This is a genomic window from Saprospira grandis, from assembly GCF_027594745.1.
GTDB classification, from domain to species: domain Bacteria; phylum Bacteroidota; class Bacteroidia; order Chitinophagales; family Saprospiraceae; genus Saprospira; species Saprospira grandis.
Genome location: NZ_CP110854.1, coordinates 3,752,613 through 3,770,124 on the forward strand (window position 1 = coordinate 3,752,613; position 17,512 = coordinate 3,770,124).

The following is a 17,512-nucleotide window of genomic DNA, read 5'->3' on the forward strand; positions in this document are numbered from 1 at the left end:
CCAAGGCCCTTAGGGGCATCTTTTTTTATACTAAAAACAGCAGTCATCGAGAAGTTGAGTTTGCAGGCGGGGCGTTTATTATTGGCCGAGCCCTTTATGTCTGATCATCATTTTAAGCGGGCCGTAATTTTGCTCTGCGACCATGAGCGGGAGGGCAGCGTAGGTTTTGTGTTGAACAAGCCTATGGGGCTAGATATTAAGGATTTGGTCAATGATTTTCCGGATTTTTCTGCGGAAGTACATTTTGGCGGGCCGGTGCAGACCGACAGCATACATTATGTGCATACCAAGGGAGAATTACTGGAAGGGGCCATGAAAATTGAGGAAGGATTGTATTGGGGCGGGAACTATGAGCAGCTCAAGGTCTTGATTCGGCAGGGATTATTGGAGCAAAACGACATTACTTTTTTTGTGGGCTATAGTGGTTGGGGCGAGGGCCAATTGCAGGAAGAAATAGAGGTGCAGACTTGGATATTGGCTGAGAGCGACCGCAACTACATCTTTCAGCCACAGAATGAATTATTATGGAAAAGCGTGCTGGAAAATTTGGGCGATCGTTATAGTGTGATGGCGCAAATGCCGATTCCGGTATGGAACTAAATCTTTTGACTAAACCAATCAATATGACAAACAACAAGACCTCCCTAAAAAAACTAAGGATGCTAGAAGTGAGTTTTCAGACCTATTTGCAGCCTTGGGAACTGAGTAAATTTAGAGGAGCGATGGCCCATAAGGTGGGCTTAGAAAACGACTGGTTTCACAACCACAACAATGAAGATGAGCAAAAAGAAGAGAGTTTTCATTATCGCTACCCTTTGATTCAGTACAAATTGCACAAAAGACGGCCCCTATTGCTTTGCATTGATCGGGGGGTAGAGGAGGCTCATCACTTTTTTACGCAATCGGATTGGAGCCTTAAGATTGGCGACAAGCAGCATGATATGCGGATTCATCGCTTGCATTTGCAGGAGTACAACCTACATTATTGGGAGCATCCGCGTTTGTATCGCCTCCACAATTGGCTGGCCCTAAACAGTGAAAACTATCGGGCCATAAAGGCTTGCCGCAGCTTGCGGGAGCGTTTGGAGCTGCTCGAGCGGATTTTGCGCAACCACATCCTCAACTTTTATGGGGCCATGGGCGTGCATTTAGAAGAAGAGCTAGAGGTGCATATTACCGAGCCGCTAGATTTGAAGCGGGTATCTTATAAAGGCATCAAGAAAGAGGCCTATACCTTAGACTTTGAGACCAATGTCTTTTTGCCCAACTTTATCGGTTTGGGGCAGGGAACGAGCGTTGGTTTTGGGGTGGTAAAGCCTTATCGCTAAAGGAAAAGGAGCTGGCTTAATGCCAGCTCCTTTTTTATCTTACTGCCCTAAATTGGCGAGACTTCTGTATCTTTGGGCAGTATTTTCAACCTGCCTAAGCTTAACTATGAATAAGATCTTCTTTTTTTGCCTTCTTTTGTGTTTGCCGGGCCTCTTGGCTGCCCAAGATAGTCTGGCCCTATCCATTTATCCCTTTGCGGGCCGTTATGTACAATTGGACCAACTGCGGCCCTATGAATCGGAGAACATCGCCGCCCAGAGCTTTAAGACCGAAAGCAAATACCATAGCCGTTTTGATGGCTTATCTATAGATAAAATTGCCTTTAAGGGCCAACTATTTGAGCTCACTGCTGGGCAGGGCGTTCTGATGACCGACCTCAGCTCTAAGGCCGCTAAACCTTTGCTCAACCGAGAAGAAAAAGCCTTGAGTGGGGGCCAAAACTTTTTGCTTTTGGCCCAAGATGGGGCCGTTTGCGTTAAGCACCTCAAAGGAGCCGAAGGCTATAAGGTCTATAAATATAATGCTGCAGGCGAAGAGGTCTTTGGCCTGAAAATTCCCCATTCCGATTCCGTGAGCTACGCCCAATTGCGCTACTCTCGGCCCTATCTCAACTATTTTAGCCACAGCAGCAAGCAACTGGTCTTCAATTCCTATTTAGAGAGCAAACAAAAATCGGTGGTCCTAGACCTAGAGAAAGGACAGCTGAGCGAATACGACTTTAGTTTTGATGGACTCATTTGGGATGAGGCCACAGATAGCGAAATTAGAGGCTTTCTGCAAATTCTTCCAGATAATCAACAACTTCAAATCCTTTATAAACAACAGTCTTTTGCCCTGCCCATAGAGCAGATCCAACGCTATGAAGAAATGAAGACTTTGTTGATAAATGATACCCTCTACGCCATCGTATTTAACGAAAGAGCCCCCGGTGCGCTGCTCTTGGCCATTTCCCTAAGCGAGGAAAAATTGCTTTGGCGCCAATTGCTTGAACCCAAAAGTCAACGCCCCAAAGTAGGCCAAGCTTTTTATAACTATTTCTGGCTATCGGCCTACAAAGATAAGTTATTGATTGAGCAACTCAGCCCCAATCAAAAACGCCTGAGCATCCATAAAGTAGAGGATGGCCAGCGCTTAGAACAATTTATTCACTAATTACAACCCCTATGAAGTACTCCTTTTTGTTTTTGGCCCTTTTTATTAGCCTCATGAGCTGCACTATTGAAGGGGAAGGCGATATTGTCGATAGCCAACTGCCCGTAGAAGGTCCCCTGGCTGGCGTAGAGCTAGAAGCCGACTATGATGTCGATGTCCAATATGGCCCCCAACTAGAAGTGATTGCAGAAGGACATGCCAATTTTATTAAACGCATTTTCTGGACCGTCAATAGTGAGGGCATCCTAGAGCTAGATTTAGACCAAGGCAATTATGGCGCCTACGAACTAAAGGTGACCGTCTATACCCCCCAAGGCTTCTATTTTGAAAATTCTGGCAGCGGAAATATGCAGCTCTTTACCGATGGAACCGCCAATTTTGATAGCCTTGTTCTCAAAACTTCTGGCTCCGGTGATATCAATTGCCAAAATGCAATTACAGTACAAGATGCGCTCTTTTTAGAAATAACAGGCTCCGGAAATATCTCTTTTGAAGGTAGCGCTAGCCGAGCTGTCGGCCAAATTACAGGCAGCGGAAATATCCTGATCCCAGATCTGCAAACTAATCAATGGGAGGCCTACCTAAATGGGAGCGGTAGCTGCAATATTAGCGGCTATAGCCCCAGCGAATCCGTCAATATTAGCGGTAGTGGTAGCTATGCAGGCTTCAACTTCCTGAGCCAAAACGGAAGCTACCAACATGCAGGTAGCGGCCAGATTGAATGCCAGGTCTCTAGTTTATTAGATGCCAACCTCTCCTCAAGCGGAAATCTCTATTATAAAGGCAACCCCGCCAAAACTGTTACAGCAACTGGCTCTGGCCAAGTTATCGATGCCAATTAGCCTTAATTCTGTAGTTTTGTGATAATTTTCACAAAAACAATTGCAAGTCTAAATATTTAGCCATAAATTAAACTATTGTTTAATCCCTAACCAACAAAACCTTAATCTATGGAATGGTATTTAGCCCCATGGCAAAAGTTTGCCACATTCTCTGGTAGAGCCAGAAGAAAAGAGTACTGGATGTTCGTCATCATCAACGCAGTTATTCAACAAGTATTGTCAGGAGTAGGTATCGCTATTATGGGCGAATCAGGTGTCTTTTTAGGCAGCATATTCTCGCTCGTTACGCTTGTTCCCACTATCGCTGTGGCCGTTCGCCGTATGCATGATGTAGGAAAAAGCGGTTGGTTTATGCTAATTCCTATCTACAACTTCATCTTGGCTGTTTCTGATAGTGAACATGGCGAAAACCAATATGGTCGCAATCCTAAAGGTCTTGGTAATGAAGAAGGTAATCTAGAAGATCACTTTGTTGCCTAATCCATAAGCTAATTCGATTTTAAGCCCCAATTTACAAGCGTGAATTGGGGCTTTTTTCTGCCCCTTTCTTACTGTTTTTTGGGGCCTCCGCAGCTTTGCTGCGGCGGTTACTCCCTTCGGTCGTCGAACTGCGAACTAAAGTTCTTGTTGTCGTTGCGGGGCTCGCTGCTGTTTTGGGGCCTCCGCCTCGCTTCGCTCGTCGGCGCTACGTTTCGGGGCTCGCAGGTCTGCTCGGCCCTTCGGCGGCTGTGCCGCCTCGGTCTGGCCTGCGGCCACCCCTGCACATCGCTAGGCCAAACAAAAGCCCTTCGGGCCCAAAAAAAGCGCCATCAGCCTCAGGCTGATGGCGCTTTAGCTATACATGCGCAAGGACCTAAAATACACGGCCCAAGCTCGCCTTGATTTTTTCGGCAGCCTCGGCTAAAATCTCGGGCGTATGTGCTGCCGAAATAAAGCCTACCTCATAACCAGAAGGACCCAAATAAACGCCATGGTCCAAAAGATCAGCATGTAGAGCCTTAAAGTGCTCCATGCTCGCCGCATCAATTTGGTCTGCCCGGCGAATCGTACTGCGGTCAAAGGCCATCCAGAAAATAGAACCAATGGTCGAAATATGTACAGGATACTCCCGCTCATCACAGAAATCCTGAATATTCTTTACAAAAGCCTGCGTTTTGGCTTCCATCTCCTCATAAAAACCTGGGACCAACAACTGTTTGGCCGAAGCATAACCCGCAGCCATAGCCACCGGATTACCCGATAAGGTTCCCGCCTGATAAACTGGACCATCAGGGGCTACATGGCCCATGATTTCAGCAGAAGCACCATAGGCCCCCACAGGCATTCCTCCACCAATGATTTTACCATAAGTAATGATGTCGGGCTGAATGCCATAGTAGCCAGCCGCTCCCTCAAAACCTACTCGAAAACCCGAAATCACCTCATCAAAAATAAGGAGACAGTCATAAGCTTTGGTCAAGCGACGCAATTCTTCCAAAAAGCTCTTTTGCTGAAGCAAAAGGCCATTGTTGGCTGGTACGGGCTCAATGATTACGGCAGCTACTTCTTCGCCATACTCTCTGAGACATTCTTCCAAGAGGTCAGGACGGTCTAATGGGAGGACCAAGGTTTCTTTGGCAAAAGAATCGGGAATACCCGCACTGGTGCTTTCTCCAAAAGTAACCAAGCCAGAACCCGCCTTCACCAAAAGCGAGTCTACATGCCCATGATAACAACCCTCAAACTTGATGATTTTGTCTTTGCCCGTTACTCCTCTGGCCAAACGAATAGCCGACATCACGGCTTCTGTTCCAGAGCTAACAAAACGGATTTTCTCTACAAAGCGGTTGTTTTCTAGAAGCAACTGCCCCAATTTGTTTTCCCAACGAGTGGGGGTGCCAAAAGAAGTCCCTTTGGCCACGGCGGCATAGATATTCTCTCGGATTTCATCATTGTTGTGGCCCAAAATAAGGGGACCCCAAGAGCCACAAAAGTCGATGAATTCATTATCGTCTTCATCCCATACTTTGGCGCCCTTTCCTTCTTTAATGAAAAGAGGTACTCCTTTTACCGATTTAAAGGCCCGTACAGGAGAGCTCACTCCACCCGGAAAATAGCCTTTGGCCTCTGCGTATAGTGCTGCTGACTTAGTTGATTTCATTGTAGTTACTGTTTTATTTTTCTAATTCTTCTACTCTTTGCTTTTCGTAAAGCTCGTAATAGTAGCCTTCTTTTTTTGCAATTAGTTCTTCATGGCTGCCTATCTCTACTACTTGGCCTTCTTCTAGGACCATAATTTTGTCAAAGGCCAAAGAGGCATATAGCCGATGGGTAATAATAATGGTGGTTTTGTCTGCACAAACCGTTTTGAGGTACTGCGTAATTTCTGCCTCTGTTTTGGTATCCACCGCAGAAAGACAATCATCTAATAGGAGCAAACTAGGGTCTTTGATCAGGGCGCGGGCCAAGGATACCCGCTGTTTTTGTCCCCCCGATAGGGTGACGCCTCTTTCGCCCACCTGACTAGCAAAACCTTGGTCCAAACTCATGATATCTTCATATACGGCGGCATAGCGGGCGGCCTGCTCAATTTCTTCCTGGCTTTTTCCGGGAGCACCAAAGGCAATATTATTACTAATGGTATCAGAAAAGAGGAAGACATCCTGAGGAACATAGGCAATTTGCTGCCGCAATTGGTCCAAGGGATAGGCCCGAATGCTTTGGCCATCCACCAAGATTTGGCCTTCATCTATATCGTACATCCGCAGTAAAAGGTCGGCTATGGTGCTTTTGCCCGAGCCCGTGCGGCCAATAATGGCCATGCGCTCGCCTGCTTTTAGGCTAAAGTTGAGGTCTTTTAGGGCCAAAATACCCGTATCTGGATAGCGGAAGCTTACATTTTTAAATTCAATGGCTCCTTTCAAGGGCGGAGCTGTTTGTCCTTGGGCCTCATCTTCTACGGCTACGGCAGTTTTTAAAAACTCATTGATGCGCTTTTGAGAAGCGGCCGCTCTTTGAACAATAGAGGCCACCCAACCAATAGAAGTGACGGGCCAAGTGAGCATGTTAATATAAATGATAAACTCGGCAATGTTTCCCGCCGAGATTTTCCCATCAATCACAAGCATACCGCCCACTAGCACACTAATAATAGTACTGGCCCCAATCAAAATAATCATCAAGGGGCGGAACATGGCCTCTACACGGACCAAACTGAGCGACTTCTCTTTATAGTCTTCAATCTCCTCATCAAAGAAGTCGGCCATGGCTTCTTCTCGCCCATAAGATTTGACCACTCGAATGCCAGAGTAGACCTCTTGGGCCAAACTGTTGATGGTGGAGAGCTGCCCCTGAATGGCCTCACTCTTTTTATTGATAATGCTGGTGACATAATAAATAGAGAAGGAGAGAATAGGCAAGGGAATCAAGGAATAGAGCGTGAGCTCTACACTCACCGAAAGCATGGCCCCAATGACCATGACCATCAGAAAGACGAGATTGACCCCATACATTACGGCTGGTCCCAAATACATACGGACCTTACTCACATCTTCGGTGAGGCGGGCCATGAGGTCCCCCGTATTGTTTTTGCGATAAAAGGCTAGATGTAGGCGCTCATAATGCTGGAAAATCTCTTGTCTGAGGTCGCGCTCAATCAAACGAGACATAACAATGAGGGTTTGCCGCATGAAATACATAAATAGGCCCATCAGAAGGGCAAACAAGAGCGTGAGTCCCCCAAAAAAGAGTAAAATCTTAGCCAACTGCCCAAAGAAATCAGCCTGTAAGCGGCTGCCCTCCAATAAGCGGTAGAAATAGACATTGTCAATGACTAAATCTAGGGCATAGCGGATGACCTGTGGCTGCAAAACCCGAAAGTAATTGGAGGCCAAAACAAACAAAACCCCCAGCAAAAATCGCCAGCGGTATTTGTAAAAGTATTTATTTAAATAAGCTAATTCGCGCATAGATGACTTTTATTTTTGGCTCTCTGAGCAAGGGCCAAGATAGGCCATAAAGCAGAGATGCAAAAGCTTTTTTATTTTCTTGACCTTTTCTTGACGATTGTAGTAAATGGCCTAGCGATGTGCAGCAGTGGCCCGTAGGGCCAGACCAAGCAGGCGAAGGGCCGAGCAGACCTGCGAGCCCTGAAACGACAACAAGGCCTTTAGGCCGCAGTTCGACGACCAAAGGGAGTAACCGCCGACGACCGAAGGGAGGGGGAGGCCCCAAAAAACAACTTACAACAACCCCAGTTCTACACCCTCTTGAAGAAATTTCTCTAGGCCTTTTCTTTTGGCCTCGTCTAGCTGATAGTCAATGTTTTTATAGTAATACTCCTCTAGGCTAAATTGTTTTTGGGGAGGGAGTAGGGCCAGCAATTGTTGTCGCTGATTTAGTCCTTCAGCTAGGGCGGCATTAAATTTTTGGACAAAGCTAGGGGCCAGCGTTTTATTGGCCACCCAGGCCGCAAAAACAAAGGGCAGGCCGCTATATTGCATCCAAACTTCGGCTAAATCATAGACATAAGCAAAGTCTTTTTCTAGGCCCATGCAGCGGTCGCCAATGACGACCCCAGCCGTTTTGCCGCCTAGCTTTTGGATATAGTCGCTGCTCGCTTGGGCAATTTTGGGACTAAGTTTCCAGTACTTTTTAAGAAGAATCTGGGCCAGGGCCACCGAGCTTCTCGATTGATAATCTAGGTAAAGCGTTTCTATTTCTTCTATGGGGCATTGGCTATAAATGCAGACCGTTTTGACGGGGGAGGAGGCCCCAATGCAATAGTCGCTAACCAATTCATAATGGGCCAATTGGGGCAAAATAGCCACGGGGACCAGGCCCAAGTCCGCCTGATTGTTTAGTAGTTTTTTGGCACAATCGGCGGGGATATCTAGGCTAAGGTCGACCTCTTGATCGAGGTTGTGGCGAAACAGGCCGTATAAAAAGGGTTTGGAGTTGAGGTAGGAGACAATGGAGAGGCGGATTTTTTTCTTCATAGTGCTAGGGCTCAATCGAGCAGATTTCTAAGCCTGAGGTGCTCTATTTCGTTTTGGGCCTTCAGGCGATAATGCGGCCCATCTTGTTCAAAAATAGAGAGGCCCGTATTATGGTGTTTGTATTGTCGCAAGGCCTTGAGTTCTTGCCCCTGAAGCAGGGCCGATAAAAAGGAGAGGGTGGCCCCATGCGTACAAATTAAGATTTTCTGTTGGGGGAGTTGTTCGATTTTGTGTAGGGCAAGGCGCAGACGGCCCGCCATTTCTAGGGCCGATTCGCCCTGCGGAATTTTGGCGCTATATTCTCCGCGGCCCCAAGCATTCATCAGGGCTTTGTAGTTTTGGTGCATTTCGGGAGTAGAGGCCTGCCCCTCAAAAATGCCCCAAGAGACCTCGTCTAATTCGGGCCAATGCCAAATATCTTGCTCCAACTTTAGCCCAAAGGGCGCTATGCTTTCTTGGCTACGCTTGAGCGAAGAGGCCAGCAAGAGCTCAAAGCCCTCGCTTTTGTAATGCTCAAAAAAGGCATCTCTTTGGGCCAAGCCATGGGCATCTAAGGAAGAGTTGACGCCACGACCCTGCACCCGATGCTCTAAATTGTATTGGGTGCGGCCATGTCGGTAGATATATAGCGTTTTTTTGGTCATTTATGCTTTGGTCTTATCAATGACGGGCAGTCCCACAAAGCCTTTTTTGACCTTTTTGGGCTGCTGGCTGAAATCAAAATCCTGATAATCTTGGACCACATTATATAGGGTGCCTCTTTCAATAGGATGGCGACCCACGGCCTTAATCAATTGCACCAATTCTTCGGTACTTAGGGCGGGGTTTTGCTCTTCAGAACCCGCCATACTATAGATTTTGGTGGTATCATCAATGGTCCCATCAATATCATCTACCCCAAAAGCTAGCGAAAGCTGAGCGGTGGTGCGCCCAATCATGGGCCAATAGGCCTTGATATGCTCAAAGTTGTCCATATAAATACGGGCAATGGCGTAGTTGCGCAAATCCTCTACGGCAGAAGACTCCGGCAAATGAGACATCTCATTATTTTGGTTGCGGAACTTAAGGGGAATAAAGGTCTGAAAGCCCCCCGTTTTATCCTGCAACTGACGCAATTGCTCCATATGGTCCACCCGATGCTTAAACTCTTCAATATGTCCGTAAAGCATGGTAGCATTAGAGCGCATACCCAGCTCATGCCAGATTTCATGAATGCGCAGCCATTGCTCGCCCGTACATTTTCCGCCTGCAATTTGCTCTCGAATTTCGGGATGGAAAATCTCGGCTCCTCCGCCGGGCATAGACTGCAAACCGGCCTCTTTCATTAGGCGCATACCTTCTTCATAAGAGACCTTGGCCTTTTTGAAAATGTAGTGATATTCTACTGGCGTGAGGGCCTTTACATGCAGGTCGGGACGATGTGCACGGATTTGGCTAAACAACTGGCTGTAAAATTCTAGATCGTACTGCGGCAAAACCCCACCTACAATATGCACCTCGGTAACTGGCTCCTCATCATACTTTTTGATGATTTCCATCATCTCTTCTAAGGTCAGTTCCCAACCATCTTCCCGCTTCTTAATTCGGCGAGAGTAAGAACAAAAGGTACAGGTATATAAACAAACATTGGTGGGCTCCAAATGAAAGTTTCGGTTGAAGTAGGTTTTATCTGCATGCTTCTTTTCCCGAATAAAGTTGGCCAAAACCCCTAGGTAGCCCAAGGGCGCATGCTCATATAAGTAAATGCCCTGATCTACGGTCAAGCGTTTTTCTTGCTGTACCGCTTGGGCAATCTGACGTAGTCCTGCATCTAATGCGCTATCATTCAGTAAGGTATCAATGGCTGTAGACATATCTCTAGTTTTCGTTTCATGGCTAATGCGCCGCAAATTTAGCATTTTTTAGTGGCTTGCCTAACTAACAGTTTTTAAAACTTTCAGTTTGAATTGAAAGCTATTTATTTTTTGGGGCCTCCCGCCTTCGGCGGGCGCTACGCTTCAGGGCTCGCTGCTCGCTCGGCCCTGCGGCCTGACGGCCTTGGTCTGCGGCTTCGCCGCCCCCTTTCGCATCGCTAGGCCTGCGGCCCTTTGGGCCTGTAGGATGGACATATAGACCTGCGGGTTGAAACCCGCAGCCAATTTTGGAACAGCTAAGCAAGCTTTTGGCTGCCCCTTGGCCTGCAGCTTAAAAGCCGCAGGTCCTGAAAAACCAAAGCCCCTGCCTTCTATCTTGGAAGCAGGGGCTTTTTAAGCTCCTGCGGCGAGCAAGATGATGGCCCAACTAAATTGGCTGCGGCCTTTAGGCTGCAGATAGCGGCGCAGCCGCCATGGCCGAAGGACAAATAGCCCAACAAAACCTTTACGCCCTATTCTGCAGCTGCAAAACAGTATCCTACAGTTGCGCTAAGCTATTCGCAATTTGTGAAATGGCAATTGTAAAGTGGGGGATGCTATTCGCAATTTGTGAAACGGCAATTGTAAAGTGGGTTATGCTATTCGCAATTTGTGAAACGGCATTTGTAAAGCGGGCTAAGCTATTCGCAATTTGTGAAATGGCAATTGTAAAGTGGGGGATGCTATTCGCAATTTGTGAAATGGCAATTGTAAAGTGGGGGATGCTATTCGCAATTTGTGAAATGGCAATTGTAAAGTGGGGGATGCTATTCGCAATTTGTGAAATGGCAATTGTAAAGTGGGGTGTGCTATTCGCAATTTGTGAAATGGCAATTGTAAAGCGGGGGAAGCTATTTGCAATTTGTGAAACGGCAATTGTAAAGCGGGGGAAGCTATTCGCAATTTGTGAAATGGCAATTGTAAAGCGGGCTAAGCTATTCGGAATTTGTGAAATGGCAATTGTAAAGTGGGTTATGCTATTCGCAATTTGTGAAATGGCAATTGTAAAGTGGGGTGTGCTATTCGCAATTTGTGAAATGGCAATTGTAAAGTGGGGTGTGCTATTCGCAATTTGTGAAATGGCAATTGTAAAGCGGGGTACGCTATTCGCAATTTGTGAAACGGCATTTGTAAAGAGGAGGAAGCCATTCTGCGTCTAGAGGCGGCGAAGCCGCCGGCTGAGGGGCTGTAGCAGGGCCGCCGAAGGCGGCAGACCTAGGCGGCGCAGCCGCCGCAGGGCCGAGCAGACCTGCGAGCTGCGAAATGGCCCGACCCGCCCGCAGGGCGGGGCAGCCCCCAAAAAAAAGCAGAAAAGCCAAAGCCTTTCTGCTAATCTGTATCTTTTATAGAAGGGGGAGGAGTTTAGACAAACTTACCGGCTTCCATTTCGTTTTCTTGTCCTTTGAAGGCTGCACGGGGTTGTAGGCCGAGCAGCTGGAACATCTGGCGGTCCTGATCCACATCGGGATTAGGGGTAGTGAGTAGTTTTTCGCCGGCAAAGATAGAGCTAGCGCCAGCCATAAAGCAGAAGGCCTGCTCCTCGATGCTCATTTCCTCGCGGCCAGCGGATAGGCGGACCTGAGAGAGGGGCATAATGATGCGGGCGGTAGCGATCATGCGGAGCATTTCCCAAAGCGTGATCCGTTTTTGGTCCTCTAGAGGCGTGCCAGGCACACGGACGAGGGCGTTCACGGGCACAGATTCGGGATGCTTAGGCATATTGGCTAGAGTGTGCAGCATAGCGATACGGTCTTGGTCGGTTTCGCCAAGGCCGATAATACCGCCAGAGCAGACCGAGATGCCCGTATTACGGACATTATCGATGGTATCGAGACGATCTTGATACTCTCGGGTAGTGATAATATTCTCGTAATTTTCCTCAGAGGTATCGAGGTTGTGGTTATAGGCGTAGAGGCCGGCCTCTTTGAGTCGTTGGGCCTGTTCTTCGGTCAGCATACCGAGGGTACAGCAAACCTCCATACCGAGGCTATTTACGCCTTGGACCATTTGGAGGACGCGGTCAAACTGCTTATTATTTTTGACATGTCGCCAGGCGGCGCCCATACAAAAGCGGGTAGCGCCATTAGATTTTGCGATACTTGCTTTAGTGAGGACCTCATCTACTTCTAGCAGAGATTGGTGGTCTACATCGGTATTGTATCGGGCGGCCTGAGGGCAATAGGCGCAATCTTCGGGGCAGCCACCGGTTTTAATAGAGAGCAAAGTACAAACCTGTACTTCTCTGGCCTCGTGATATTTTCGATGGACCGTAGCGGCCTCATAGACCAAGTCTAGAATGGGGCGGTTGTAGATTTCCTCAATCTCGGCCGTAGTCCAATCGTTACGTACTTCCATAATAATTTACATTTGGTCAGTAGATAAAAAAAAGCAGCGGAAGCGTCCACTGCTTGTCTAGGCAAAGCTAAGCAATAATTTCAGAACTTAGACGAAAAACTTAACGTTTTAGGTCTAGGCGAAAAGAGCTAGCGCTTTGGCTATCGTTGTAGTCTAATTCAATTTTGTTGGGGTCATCCGAGATTTTGCCACGGACCTTGGCCCAGACCAATTCGTCGCCATCTGGGTCCTCGCCTAATTCTTCGGCTTCGAAGGCGAAGGGAGAGGACATTTTACCAGAGAGTTCATTTTCGATATTTTGGTCTTTATGGCGGACAAAGCCCTTGACCTCTTGATTGTCGAGCATTTCGATAAAGAAGACATAATCATTGTGTCGGCCTTTAAAGCCGGGGCGGTCGGGAAATTCTTCTCCTTCTAGGCTAGAATTATTTTGCGGGGCGGTTTCTGTTTGGCTGAGTTGGCCTTCTTCTAGGGCTGCATTTTCTGGGGTTTTGGGGGCTTCTTGGGTATTGCAGGCAATCGTCAGGCTAAGGAGCCAAAGGAGGACAAAAAAGAGGTTTCGGACTTTCATAAGATATAGAGTTTAGTGATTTAGGGGGATAGTTATTTTGGGGGTTAGCCGTCTAGGGCGGCTTTGACCTGAGCAATCACTTTTTTGCGGTCTTCCTCATTGCCCACATAATCGAGTTGGTCGGCGCTGAGGGTGAGCAATTTACCTGCGGAGTATTCGGCGATCCAGTTTTCGTAGCGATCGTTGAGGGATTGCAGATAGTGCAGGCTCATATTCGACTCATAGCTACGGCCTCTTTTCTGGATATGTTTGACCAGAGTGGGCACGCTAGACTTGAGATAAATCATGAGGTCGGGAGGGGTAATTTGCGACTCCATGAGGAGGAAGAGGTCAAAATAGTTTTTAAAATCTCTGACCGACATCAGGTCCATTTCGTGGAGGTTGGCGGCAAAGATATGGGCATCTTCATACAAAGAGCGGTCCTGAATGACCACTTCATTGCCCGCCTTGATTTTCAGTACCTGTCTATATCGGCTATTGAGGAAGTAGACCTGTAGGTTGAAGGACCAGCGGCCCATATCATTGTAAAAATCTTCTAGATAAGGGTTGTCATCGGTAGATTCATAATTGACGGTCCAGCCAAATTCTTCTCCTAACAAACGACAGAGTGAGGTTTTTCCGGCCCCAATATTTCCGGCCACTACAATATGCTTGTAGGGCAGTTGCTCTTTAGACATAAGGTATTTTGATTTACGATAAGCGTTAATTTGCGGCTAAAATAATTTTTTTATCCCTAAAAAACCATTCTAATTTGTACTTTTAGCTAGCTCTTTTTGGGGCCGGCTTCTTTACCTTTTTGATTATCAGCAGATTCCCTATGGCAAACTCTAATAAAAGCATTATTAATATTCAAGACATCAGCAAGGTTTACCAGATGGGTGGCCAAGAGGTGCGGGCCTTGCAATCAATTAGTTTGGATATTTACGAGAACGACTATGTCTCTTTGATGGGGCCTTCGGGCTCGGGCAAATCGACTTTAATGAATATGTTGGGTTGTTTGGATACGCCTAGCGGGGGGCATTATCTGCTCAATGGGCAGGATGTGAGTGGGATGACGGAGGATGAGCTGGCCGAGATTCGGAACCGAGAAATTGGTTTTGTTTTTCAGACCTTTAATTTGATTCCCCGCCTGTCTTCTTTAGAAAATGTGGCCTTGCCCTTGATTTATGCGGGCATGAGCAAGCGCAAACGCCTAGAGCGGGCGGCCGAAGTCTTGACGGCTGTGGGTTTGGGCAGCCGTATGGACCACAAGCCCAATGAGCTTTCGGGGGGGCAGCGGCAGCGGGTGGCTGTGGCTCGGGCCTTGGTCAATAAACCCTCGATTATTTTGGCCGATGAACCCACGGGAAACCTCGATAGCCGCACTTCGGTAGAAATTATGGCCCTTTTTGAGGAGCTGCATGCGCAGGGCAACACCATTATTGTGGTGACGCATGAGCCCGATATTGCCGAGCATACCCACCGCATTATTCGCCTAAAAGATGGTTTGGTAGAAACCGATAACTACAACAAACAGCCTCGTTCGGCCAAAGAGCGATTGGCAGAAATGAAAGCCTTGAAAGGGGAGTAGGATAGGGATTTGGGGCCCGCGGCCGGCAAGCCGGCCGCCGCTATGCTGCGGGGCTCACAAGGCTGTTCGGCCCTTCGCTTTTTCGCTTTGCTCAAAAGCTCGGTCTGGCCTTCGGCCACCCCTCCGCAGCGCTGGGCCGCTCATCGGGGCGTTTTTACTTTGGGCCTTCTTCTTTGGCCCTTAAATCATTGTGTTTAGGTTTCCGCCTAGAGGTACAGCTAGCAGGCGGCGAAGCCGCCGCAGGCAATAGCCAGATTTAAACGCACTCACTTTTATAGTTTGCAGCAATTTCCCGCTAGTCGGCCCTATTTTTCTCGGCCATAGCGCTGGCTATGCCCTTAAAAAATAGCTGGCCTAGCAGAAAATTCATAGCAAACCATGGCCAAAGCAGCGCAATTAAATCTGGCTGAGGGGCTGTAGCAGGGCCGCCGCAGGCGGCAGACCAAAGCGGCGCAGCCGCTGCAGGGCCGAGCAGACTTGCGAGCTGCGCAATGGCCCGACCCAAGGCCGTAGGCCGCAGGGGCAGCCCCAAAAAATAGAAAAATGAAAACTAGATGTATCCTCCTTTTGTGCAGCAGTCTATTTGTTCTGGCAACCACTTTATTTTCTTGTGAAAGGGAAGGCGCTTCGGCAGCTTATTTTAGGCGAGTGACGATTAGTTTGGGTAGGGATAAAAAAATAGAGCTTAAGCAGTTTAGCATTTTGGATCAGGAAAGTTGGACGACCGACAGTCTGTATATTTATACTTATGGGTTGCAGGGCTACAAAATGGAGTATCAACTGCCTAGGCAAGAGGAGAATAAAGCTGCCTTATTGATTGCCTATGATTTGGAGGATTTGACTGTAGACAGCATTCCGCTCTATGTTCAGGCCTATAAACGTTATCGGCTTGGGGATGGGCGAGAATTTTGGGTTTATGAGTTGCGTCAGCAGCGGGCGGGGCTAGATGATCCATTATATTATGTATCTGTTGATTATGGATTTCTTTATGAGAAAACCCAAAGTCTTCCTAGGAGCTATATGGAGCATTTTTCAAAGAACGATAGCTTGAATTTGCTTGTCTCTTTGCTGAAGGAGAGGGAATAGAGGGCGTAAAAAAGCAGCCCTTGGGGGGCTGCTTCTGGCAAAGTTAATCTATGTTCCAGTTAACAACTTCTTTTTTATTACAGTCAACAGTTTCATCTGTCATTTGGTCGCTAAAAATTTCTAATTGCTGGCTTGCGGGCAACCAATAAACTTTTGCGTCACATTCACTAAAGGCCCATCGAGAAAAGCTACTAACAAGTTGCCATTTTTTCTGTTTGTTTAGTGCATAGATTGCAATAGAGCCCCAGGTTCCATTCCCAGGAGAAAGGGGGAAGATAAGCTCTTCTAAACCATCTGCATTTAGGTCTTTTGCTATGGGAGTTCCCGCCGCACTATTGATTCTTAAATTAGGTAAAGAGGAGGCTTGTTCAAACTGATGGACATTCATCTCTGTAAAGACAAAAGTGGTTTGGGTAGAAAATGGTGGATTGCCATCAGAGGTTTTTTTTTGAACAACATCTAATTCATAGGGACGTCCTGAAATATAGAGTGCTTTATCAGGCTTTTGTTTTAGGTCTTTTGTGGTAAAAACCAAGGTTTTGCTTGCTTGGTCTTTGTGTTTTTGGAGCTCTTTCTCTTTTAAGGCAAGTTCTTTTTTGGCTACGGCCAACTCTCTTTCTATTAACTCTTTTTCTTTACGTGCATTAGGATTCTCACAGGCTAAGCATGTAAGCGTAATAGGTAGTAGAAATAAAAGTTTCTTCATATTGTGGTTTTATATGAATGTGAAAAAATTATTTAAAAGCGGGGTTTTCTACTTTTTCGCCTTTTGTGTTAATGAAAAACTGATTACCATTTAAGTGGGCTAGGGCGAGGCCATCAGGATTAAAAGAGAAATCTAGGCTGTCAAACTTAGGGGGAAAAATAGTTTGTCCGAATGTATCTATACCGCCCCAAAGATTATTTTCTTGGACAAAGATAACTCCATCAGAGACGCCCATGCCAATATTTTTATATTGCAGTGGGCGAACGACCTTGCCCGACTGGTCTAAAAAGCCAAATCGGTTGTTTTTATGAACCAAAATTAGGGGATGGAAGCTTTGGGGATCAATAGCTGAAAATACGGTAGGATGGATAAGTTTACCTTCATAGCTTAGAAATCCAGTAAGGTTATTTTGTTCTACAATAAGCAAGCTGTCAGTAAAGTAAGGCATTAACTCGTCAAAAGTTGGAGGGTATAGCTCTTTACCTTTTGTACTGTATAGTCCATATTTTCCTTTAGATTCAACAATGATAAGGCTATCGTTAGGAACACCGTAGTAAGCGTAGTCAAATTTTGTTTCCTGTAAGAAGTAAACTTTTTTGCGAAGAACACTGAGTTGGTCTTGAAAGGTTTGTTCGGCGCTCATCTCTGCAGCCAAATTAAGGACCTCAATGGCCTCATAGAATTTTTTTGATTTAATTAAACTATCAAAAGATGGATGCAAGTATTCTTGTTGCTCCATGAGTAGGTCATGAGCAATTAAATTTAGGGGTTTCCCTTTTTTTTGTTCTTCTTTTTGAGCTGCTGGGCTGCTGGTAGCAGTTATACTGGGCGTTGTATTAACTTGGATTTTGGGGGGTGTGGTGTTGATTGGTTCGCAGCTACTAAAGAAAATTAGGGCTAGACATAAGGGAAGTAAAGAGTGGTAAGATAGTTTCATTTGATACTAGATAATGGTTAAATAATGATTTAACTCAAAGATCAAGAAGAATAGTCCACTCTATTTAAACAGTAAGGATTAAAATAAAAAAGCAGC

At 46.7% G+C, this 17,512-nt stretch carries 18 protein-coding genes; 8 read left to right on the plus strand and 10 right to left on the minus strand.

Going from position 1 to position 17,512, the window contains the following annotated elements; all coding sequences use genetic code 11:
• Positions 1–81 precede the first annotated feature (81 nt).
• From OP864_RS14745 to OP864_RS14765, 5 genes are all read left to right on the plus strand, one after another.
• A complete protein-coding gene (locus OP864_RS14745) occupies positions 82–600 on the plus strand; it encodes a YqgE/AlgH family protein (protein ID WP_489886456.1) in 519 nt (172 codons plus the stop codon).
• A 23-nt stretch (positions 601–623) separates the two neighbouring features.
• Positions 624–1,328 carry a CRISPR-associated endonuclease Cas6 gene (locus OP864_RS14750; RefSeq protein ID WP_270098918.1) on the plus strand — a complete coding sequence of 235 codons (705 nt, stop codon included), beginning with the start codon at positions 624–626 and terminating at the stop codon, positions 1,326–1,328.
• A gap of 106 nt (positions 1,329–1,434) precedes the next feature.
• Positions 1,435–2,481 (plus strand): hypothetical protein, encoded by a 1,047-nt coding sequence (locus tag OP864_RS14755; RefSeq protein WP_270098919.1) that lies wholly within the window; start codon positions 1,435–1,437, stop codon positions 2,479–2,481.
• 11 nt (positions 2,482–2,492) lie between these two features.
• Positions 2,493–3,323: a GIN domain-containing protein gene (locus OP864_RS14760; protein WP_270098920.1), complete on the plus strand. Its 831-nt coding sequence runs from the start codon at positions 2,493–2,495 to the stop codon at positions 3,321–3,323.
• 108 nt (positions 3,324–3,431) lie between these two features.
• Complete coding sequence (locus OP864_RS14765; RefSeq protein ID WP_270098921.1) at positions 3,432–3,803, plus strand: DUF805 domain-containing protein; 372 nt, start codon at positions 3,432–3,434, stop codon at positions 3,801–3,803.
• Between the two features lie 373 nt (positions 3,804–4,176).
• On the opposite strand, the gene hemL is transcribed toward OP864_RS14765, so the two are convergent.
• The 5 genes from hemL to mqnE form a co-directional block, all read right to left on the minus strand.
• The gene (hemL, locus tag OP864_RS14770; RefSeq protein WP_270098922.1) at positions 4,177–5,463 is read right to left on the minus strand and encodes a glutamate-1-semialdehyde 2,1-aminomutase; all 1,287 of its coding nucleotides are present in this window, start codon (positions 5,461–5,463) and stop codon (positions 4,177–4,179) included.
• 13 nt (positions 5,464–5,476) lie between these two features.
• Positions 5,477–7,270 carry an ABC transporter ATP-binding protein gene (locus OP864_RS14775; protein WP_270098923.1) on the minus strand — a complete coding sequence of 598 codons (1,794 nt, stop codon included), beginning with the start codon at positions 7,268–7,270 and terminating at the stop codon, positions 5,477–5,479.
• Positions 7,271–7,543: 273 nt separating this feature from the next.
• On the minus strand, positions 7,544–8,299 hold the full coding sequence (locus tag OP864_RS14780) for a menaquinone biosynthetic enzyme MqnA/MqnD family protein (protein WP_270098924.1): 756 nt from the start codon (positions 8,297–8,299) through the stop codon (positions 7,544–7,546).
• 11 nt (positions 8,300–8,310) lie between these two features.
• Positions 8,311–8,943: a histidine phosphatase family protein gene (locus OP864_RS14785; protein ID WP_270098925.1), complete on the minus strand. Its 633-nt coding sequence runs from the start codon at positions 8,941–8,943 to the stop codon at positions 8,311–8,313.
• The gene (gene mqnE / locus OP864_RS14790) at positions 8,944–10,152 is read right to left on the minus strand and encodes an aminofutalosine synthase MqnE (RefSeq protein ID WP_270098926.1); all 1,209 of its coding nucleotides are present in this window, start codon (positions 10,150–10,152) and stop codon (positions 8,944–8,946) included.
• Positions 10,153–10,724: 572 nt separating this feature from the next.
• Here mqnE and OP864_RS14795 point away from each other — a divergent pair.
• Positions 10,725–11,351 carry a hypothetical protein gene (locus OP864_RS14795; RefSeq protein ID WP_270098927.1) on the plus strand — a complete coding sequence of 209 codons (627 nt, stop codon included), beginning with the start codon at positions 10,725–10,727 and terminating at the stop codon, positions 11,349–11,351.
• A 202-nt stretch (positions 11,352–11,553) separates the two neighbouring features.
• Here OP864_RS14795 and bioB read toward each other — a convergent pair whose 3' ends face one another.
• From bioB to OP864_RS14810, 3 genes are all read right to left on the minus strand, one after another.
• Positions 11,554–12,546 (minus strand): biotin synthase BioB, encoded by a 993-nt coding sequence (bioB, locus tag OP864_RS14800; protein ID WP_015694036.1) that lies wholly within the window; start codon positions 12,544–12,546, stop codon positions 11,554–11,556.
• A gap of 100 nt (positions 12,547–12,646) precedes the next feature.
• Positions 12,647–13,117 (minus strand): hypothetical protein, encoded by a 471-nt coding sequence (locus OP864_RS14805; protein ID WP_270098928.1) that lies wholly within the window; start codon positions 13,115–13,117, stop codon positions 12,647–12,649.
• Positions 13,118–13,161: 44 nt separating this feature from the next.
• A complete protein-coding gene (locus tag OP864_RS14810) occupies positions 13,162–13,794 on the minus strand; it encodes a deoxynucleoside kinase (RefSeq protein ID WP_270098929.1) in 633 nt (210 codons plus the stop codon).
• Positions 13,795–13,934: 140 nt separating this feature from the next.
• Here OP864_RS14810 and OP864_RS14815 point away from each other — a divergent pair, with 140 nt between their 5' ends.
• Together OP864_RS14815 and OP864_RS14820 are read left to right on the plus strand one after the other, a co-directional pair.
• Entirely contained in the window at positions 13,935–14,687 is a 753-nt protein-coding gene (locus OP864_RS14815; RefSeq protein ID WP_270098930.1) for an ABC transporter ATP-binding protein, read from the plus strand.
• Positions 14,688–15,230: 543 nt separating this feature from the next.
• On the plus strand, positions 15,231–15,773 hold the full coding sequence (locus OP864_RS14820) for a hypothetical protein (RefSeq protein ID WP_270098931.1): 543 nt from the start codon (positions 15,231–15,233) through the stop codon (positions 15,771–15,773).
• A 43-nt stretch (positions 15,774–15,816) separates the two neighbouring features.
• On the opposite strand, the gene OP864_RS14825 is transcribed toward OP864_RS14820, so the two are convergent.
• Together OP864_RS14825 and OP864_RS14830 are read right to left on the minus strand one after the other, a co-directional pair.
• Positions 15,817–16,479: a hypothetical protein gene (locus OP864_RS14825; RefSeq protein ID WP_270098932.1), complete on the minus strand. Its 663-nt coding sequence runs from the start codon at positions 16,477–16,479 to the stop codon at positions 15,817–15,819.
• A gap of 28 nt (positions 16,480–16,507) precedes the next feature.
• Positions 16,508–17,416, minus strand: coding sequence for a WG repeat-containing protein (locus OP864_RS14830; RefSeq protein WP_270098934.1), 909 nt, complete (start codon positions 17,414–17,416; stop codon positions 16,508–16,510).
• Between the last annotated feature and the right edge of the window lie 96 nt (positions 17,417–17,512).

Coding starts and splice junctions, on each gene's coding strand:
- OP864_RS14825 (WP_270098932.1), bottom strand. CDS start 16,479: ATGAAGAAACTTTTATTTCTACTACCTATTACGCTTACATGCTTAGCC.
- OP864_RS14785 (WP_270098925.1), bottom strand. CDS start 8,943: ATGACCAAAAAAACGCTATATATCTACCGACATGGCCGCACCCAATAC.
- OP864_RS14820 (WP_270098931.1), top strand. CDS start 15,231: ATGAAAACTAGATGTATCCTCCTTTTGTGCAGCAGTCTATTTGTTCTG.
- OP864_RS14775 (WP_270098923.1), bottom strand. CDS start 7,270: ATGCGCGAATTAGCTTATTTAAATAAATACTTTTACAAATACCGCTGG.
- OP864_RS14755 (WP_270098919.1), top strand. CDS start 1,435: ATGAATAAGATCTTCTTTTTTTGCCTTCTTTTGTGTTTGCCGGGCCTC.
- OP864_RS14780 (WP_270098924.1), bottom strand. CDS start 8,299: ATGAAGAAAAAAATCCGCCTCTCCATTGTCTCCTACCTCAACTCCAAA.
- hemL (WP_270098922.1), bottom strand. CDS start 5,463: ATGAAATCAACTAAGTCAGCAGCACTATACGCAGAGGCCAAAGGCTAT.
- OP864_RS14795 (WP_270098927.1), top strand. CDS start 10,725: ATGGCAATTGTAAAGTGGGGGATGCTATTCGCAATTTGTGAAACGGCA.
- OP864_RS14810 (WP_270098929.1), bottom strand. CDS start 13,794: ATGTCTAAAGAGCAACTGCCCTACAAGCATATTGTAGTGGCCGGAAAT.
- OP864_RS14815 (WP_270098930.1), top strand. CDS start 13,935: ATGGCAAACTCTAATAAAAGCATTATTAATATTCAAGACATCAGCAAG.
- OP864_RS14750 (WP_270098918.1), top strand. CDS start 624: ATGACAAACAACAAGACCTCCCTAAAAAAACTAAGGATGCTAGAAGTG.
- OP864_RS14765 (WP_270098921.1), top strand. CDS start 3,432: ATGGAATGGTATTTAGCCCCATGGCAAAAGTTTGCCACATTCTCTGGT.
- bioB (WP_015694036.1), bottom strand. CDS start 12,546: ATGGAAGTACGTAACGATTGGACTACGGCCGAGATTGAGGAAATCTAC.
- OP864_RS14830 (WP_270098934.1), bottom strand. CDS start 17,416: ATGAAACTATCTTACCACTCTTTACTTCCCTTATGTCTAGCCCTAATT.
- OP864_RS14760 (WP_270098920.1), top strand. CDS start 2,493: ATGAAGTACTCCTTTTTGTTTTTGGCCCTTTTTATTAGCCTCATGAGC.
- OP864_RS14805 (WP_270098928.1), bottom strand. CDS start 13,117: ATGAAAGTCCGAAACCTCTTTTTTGTCCTCCTTTGGCTCCTTAGCCTG.
- mqnE (WP_270098926.1), bottom strand. CDS start 10,152: ATGTCTACAGCCATTGATACCTTACTGAATGATAGCGCATTAGATGCA.